Source organism: Curtobacterium sp. PhB142, assembly GCF_004341255.1.
Taxonomy (GTDB): Bacteria; Actinomycetota; Actinomycetes; order Actinomycetales; family Microbacteriaceae; genus Curtobacterium.
The window spans coordinates 1-5547 of sequence record NZ_SLUT01000020.1; the positions used below are offsets into that span (position 1 = coordinate 1).

The window sequence follows — 5547 nt, forward strand, 5'->3', positions numbered from 1 at the left end:
ACGTTAAGTCCGGCGGCGTCCTACTCTCCCACAAGGTCCCCCTTGCAGTACCATCGGCGCTGAGAGGCTTAGCTTCCGGGTTCGGAATGTGACCGGGCGTTTCCCTCTCGCTATGACCACCGGAACACTTTCGACCATCAGTCTGGTCTCAAACATGTTCCGGCTGCTGCCCACGAATGGGCAGAGCGGTGTATTCAGTTTGATTCCCGATCGTCTGTCGGGAACCACAAAGTGGACGCGAGCCCGTGCAACACGTGCACGGAAATCAGTGTGTTATCAAGTCTTCGGCTTATTAGTACCGGTCAGCTCCACGGGTCGTTAGTCCCCGCTTCCACATCCGGCCTATCAACCCAGTAGTCTGCTGGGAGCCTCTCACACTCAAGGTGCATGGAAATCTCATCTCGAAGACGGCTTCCCGCTTAGATGCTTTCAGCGGTTATCCGGTCCGAACGTAGCTAATCAGCGGTGCCCTTGGCAGAACAACTGACACACCAGAGGTTCGTCCATCCCGGTCCTCTCGTACTAGGGATAGATCTTCTCAAATTTCCAACGCGCGCAGCGGATAGGGACCGAACTGTCTCACGACGTTCTAAACCCAGCTCGCGTACCGCTTTAATGGGCGAACAGCCCAACCCTTGGGACCTACTCCAGCCCCAGGATGCGACGAGCCGACATCGAGGTGCCAAACCATGCCGTCGATATGGACTCTTGGGCAAGATCAGCCTGTTATCCCCGAGGTACCTTTTATCCGTTGAGCGACAGCGCTTCCACAAGCCACTGCCGGATCACTAGTCCCGACTTTCGTCCCTGCTCGACCTGTCAGTCTCACAGTCAAGCTCCCTTGTGCACTTACACTCGCCACCTGATTGCCAACCAGGTTGAGGGAACCTTTGGGCGCCTCCGTTACTCTTTGGGAGGCAACCGCCCCAGTTAAACTACCCATCAGGCACTGTCCATGAACCCGATCAGGGTCCTACGTTAGACATCCAGAGTGACCAGAGTGGTATTTCAACAATGACTCCACGAACACTAGCGTGCCCGCTTCACAGTCTCCCACCTATCCTACACAAGCCACACCGAACACCAATACCAAACTGTAGTAAAGGTCACGGGGTCTTTCCGTCCTGCTGCGCGTAACGAGCATCTTTACTCGTAGTGCAATTTCGCCGAGTTCGCGGTTGAGACAGCTGGGAAGTCGTTACGCCATTCGTGCAGGTCGGAACTTACCCGACAAGGAATTTCGCTACCTTAGGATGGTTATAGTTACCACCGCCGTTTACTGGGGCTTAAATTCAGAGCTTCGCCCAAAGGCTAACCCTTCCTCTTAACCTTCCAGCACCGGGCAGGCGTCAGTCCGTATACATCGTCTTGCGACTTCGCACGGACCTGTGTTTTTAGTAAACAGTCGCTTCCCACTGGTCTCTGCGGCCTTCAACGCTCACGGAGTAAATCCGGTCACGTGTCCGGCCCCCCTTCTCCCGAAGTTACGGGGGCATTTTGCCGAGTTCCTTAACCACGATTCTCTCGATCTCCTTGGTATTCTCTACCTGACCACCTGAGTCGGTTTCGGGTACGGGCGGCTGCAACCTCGCGTCGATGCTTTTCTCGGCAGCATAGGATCACTGATTTCCCCTTACGGGTACGCGTCGGATCTCAGGCGTACAGACGACGGATTTGCCTATCGTCAGCCCTACATCCTTACACCAGGTTCACCTTACGGATACCATCGCCTGGCTCAGCTACCTTCCTGCGTCACACCTGTTCATACGCTAACCGCACCAGCATGGGGTCGAGCGTTAGACCGGCCACCATCACCCCGAAGGGATCCGGTCGTCCGGGTTAGGACTCTTAGCACCACTGGATTAGCTTGGGCGGTTGTTCGCCGGTACGGGAATATCAACCCGTTGTCCATCGACTACGCCTGTCGGCCTCGCCTTAGGTCCCGACTTACCCAGGGCGGATTAACCTGGCCCTGGAACCCTTGGTCTTTCGGAGGACGGGTTTCTCACCCGTCTTTCGCTACTCATGCCTGCATTCTCACTCGTGTAGCGTCCACGGCTGGATCACTCCGCCGCTTCACTCGCCACACGACGCTCTCCTACCACTCCGCACGACTGAACCACGAAGGCTTGTCTAGTGTGCGAAATCTACAACTTCGGTGGTGTGCTTGAGCCCCGTTACATTGTCGGCGCGGAATCACTTGACCAGTGAGCTATTACGCACTCTTTCAAGGGTGGCTGCTTCTAAGCCAACCTCCTGGTTGTCTATGCAACTCCACATCCTTTCCCACTTAGCACACGCTTAGGGACCTTAGTTGGTAGTCTGGGTTGTTTCCCTCTCGACGATGAAGCTTATCCCCCACCGTCTCACTGCTGCGCTCTCACTCACCGGCATTCGGAGTTTGGCTGACGTCAGTAACCTGTTGAGGCCCATCGGCCATCCAGTAGCTCTACCTCCGGCGAGAAACACGCAACGCTGCACCTAAATGCATTTCGGAGAGAACCAGCTATCACGAAGTTTGATTGGCCTTTCACCCCTATCCACAGCTCATCCCCTCCATTTTCAACTGAAGTGGGTTCGGTCCTCCACGACGTCTTACCGTCGCTTCAACCTGGCCATGGATAGATCACTTCGCTTCGGGTCTAGAACATGCGACTCAAACGCCCTATTCAGACTCGCTTTCGCTACGGCTGCCCCACACGGGTTAACCTCGCCACATATCACTAACTCGCAGGCTCATTCTTCAAAAGGCACGCCGTCACCCCTACTAAGGAGGCTCCGACGGTTTGTAAGCAAACGGTTTCAGGTACTATTTCACTCCCCTCCCGGGGTACTTTTCACCTTTCCCTCACGGTACTTGTCCGCTATCGGTCATCTGGGAGTATTTAGGCTTATCAGGTGGTCCTGACAGATTCACACGGGATTTCTCGGGCCCCGTGCTACTTGGGATACACATCCGGCCATAACACCATTTCGTCTACGGGGCTGGCACCCACTACGGCCCGGCTTTCAAACCGGTTCGACTATGATGCGCTGTAACCGCCCCAGTCCGGCAGAACTGAGTGACGTGTCCCACAACCCCGACCATGCAACGCCCGCCGGCTATCACACATGATCGGTTTAGCCTCATCCGCTTTCGCTCGCCACTACTCACGGAATCACATGTTGTTTTCTCTTCCTGTGGGTACTGAGATGTTTCACTTCCCCACGTTCCCTCTACCCGCCCTATATATTCAGGCGGGAGTCACCAGGTCACAAAAGCGCCCAGCGGGGTTTCCCCATTCGGAAATCCTCGGATCAGGGCTCGATTATCAGCTCCCCGAGGCTTATCGCAGATTTCTACGTCCTTCTTCGGCTCCAGATGCCAAGGCATCCACCGTTTGCTCTTAGAAACTTGACCACAAAGATTAAAATTGCGATCCGTCATCACCCACAACACGAACACCAAAAGTGCCCGGTCGATTGGATGACGCGAATCAAAGATGCTCGCGTCCACTGTGTAGTTCTCAACATACGATCGGCACCACACTCCCCACCGTCCAGTGACAGTGCTTCATGCAGCCCAACGAAGGACCCGCAGGCCCAACCCCCAACCCACCTCACGGCAGATCAGGAAGCCTGGTCCCTCAGGACCCAACAACGTGCACCAGCAGGCATCTCCACCCCAACCCGTCCCAACCCTGCAAGCAGAGCGTACTGAGGTCGGAAGCATCACTCCCAACTGCACTGTCAATGTTCCACCCATGAGCTACCCGTCGGACACGTTCGGTCCGAAACAGGCGCCTGGACCACGCCCACCCCGAAGGGCACACGAGGCCAGATGCTCCTTAGAAAGGAGGTGATCCAGCCGCACCTTCCGGTACGGCTACCTTGTTACGACTTAGTCCTAATCACCGATCCCACCTTCGACGGCTCCTTCCACAAGGGTTAGGCCACCGGCTTCGGGTGTTACCGACTTTCATGACTTGACGGGCGGTGTGTACAAGGCCCGGGAACGTATTCACCGCAGCGTTGCTGATCTGCGATTACTAGCGACTCCGACTTCATGAGGTCGAGTTGCAGACCTCAATCCGAACTGAGACCGGCTTTTTGGGATTCGCTCCACCTTACGGTATCGCAGCCCTTTGTACCGGCCATTGTAGCATGCGTGAAGCCCAAGACATAAGGGGCATGATGATTTGACGTCATCCCCACCTTCCTCCGAGTTGACCCCGGCAGTCTCCTATGAGTCCCCGGCATAACCCGCTGGCAACATAGAACGAGGGTTGCGCTCGTTGCGGGACTTAACCCAACATCTCACGACACGAGCTGACGACAACCATGCACCACCTGTACACCGACCACAAGGGGGCGACCATCTCTGGCCGTTTCCGGTGTATGTCAAGCCTTGGTAAGGTTCTTCGCGTTGCATCGAATTAATCCGCATGCTCCGCCGCTTGTGCGGGCCCCCGTCAATTCCTTTGAGTTTTAGCCTTGCGGCCGTACTCCCCAGGCGGGGCGCTTAATGCGTTAGCTACGACACAGAAACCGTGGAAAGGTCCCTACATCTAGCGCCCAACGTTTACGGCATGGACTACCAGGGTATCTAATCCTGTTCGCTCCCCATGCTTTCGCTCCTCAGCGTCAGTTACGGCCCAGAGATCTGCCTTCGCCATCGGTGTTCCTCCTGATATCTGCGCATTCCACCGCTACACCAGGAATTCCAATCTCCCCTACCGCACTCTAGTCTGCCCGTACCCACTGCAAGCCCGAGGTTGAGCCTCGGGATTTCACAGCAGACGCGACAAACCGCCTACGAGCTCTTTACGCCCAATAATTCCGGACAACGCTTGCACCCTACGTATTACCGCGGCTGCTGGCACGTAGTTAGCCGGTGCTTTTTCTGCAGGTACCGTCACTTTCGCTTCTTCCCTACTAAAAGAGGTTTACAACCCGAAGGCCGTCATCCCTCACGCGGCGTTGCTGCATCAGGCTTTCGCCCATTGTGCAATATTCCCCACTGCTGCCTCCCGTAGGAGTCTGGGCCGTGTCTCAGTCCCAGTGTGGCCGGTCACCCTCTCAGGCCGGCTACCCGTCGTCGCCTTGGTGAGCCATTACCTCACCAACAAGCTGATAGGCCGCGAGTCCATCCCCAACCAAAAAATCTTTCCACCACCAGACCATGCGGCCAGTGATCATATCCAGTATTAGACGTCGTTTCCAACGCTTATCCCAGAGTCAGGGGCAGGTTACTCACGTGTTACTCACCCGTTCGCCACTAATCCACCCAGCAAGCTGGGCATCATCGTTCGACTTGCATGTGTTAAGCACGCCGCCAGCGTTCGTCCTGAGCCAGGATCAAACTCTCCGTAAAAAAATACAGACCCAACACCCCAAAGGGCATCAGACCGAGTTGATTCTGACTGTTGACTGTCTACTGACAATCTTCAATCCAAAAGGAATTGTCTCAAACCCAACCAACCCGAAGGAAGGCCAGGCACGAGGTCAATCAATAAATTGGCATTGACAATGTGCACGCTGTTGAGTTCTCAAGGACCAGACGCACTC

General features: G+C 55.5%; 3 rRNA genes. All 3 read right to left on the minus strand.

The features are described from left to right. Nucleotides 1-7: 7 nt before the first annotated feature. Nucleotides 8-124 (minus strand): 5S ribosomal RNA (rrf, locus tag EDF31_RS19670). A 148-nt stretch (nucleotides 125-272) separates the two neighbouring features. After that, nucleotides 273-3400: ribosomal RNA gene (locus EDF31_RS19675) — 23S ribosomal RNA — on the minus strand. A gap of 431 nt (nucleotides 3401-3831) precedes the next feature. Beyond that, nucleotides 3832-5353 (minus strand): 16S ribosomal RNA (locus tag EDF31_RS19680). Together the 16S, 23S and 5S rRNA genes form the textbook arrangement of a ribosomal RNA operon. Nucleotides 5354-5547: the final 194 nt, after the last annotated feature.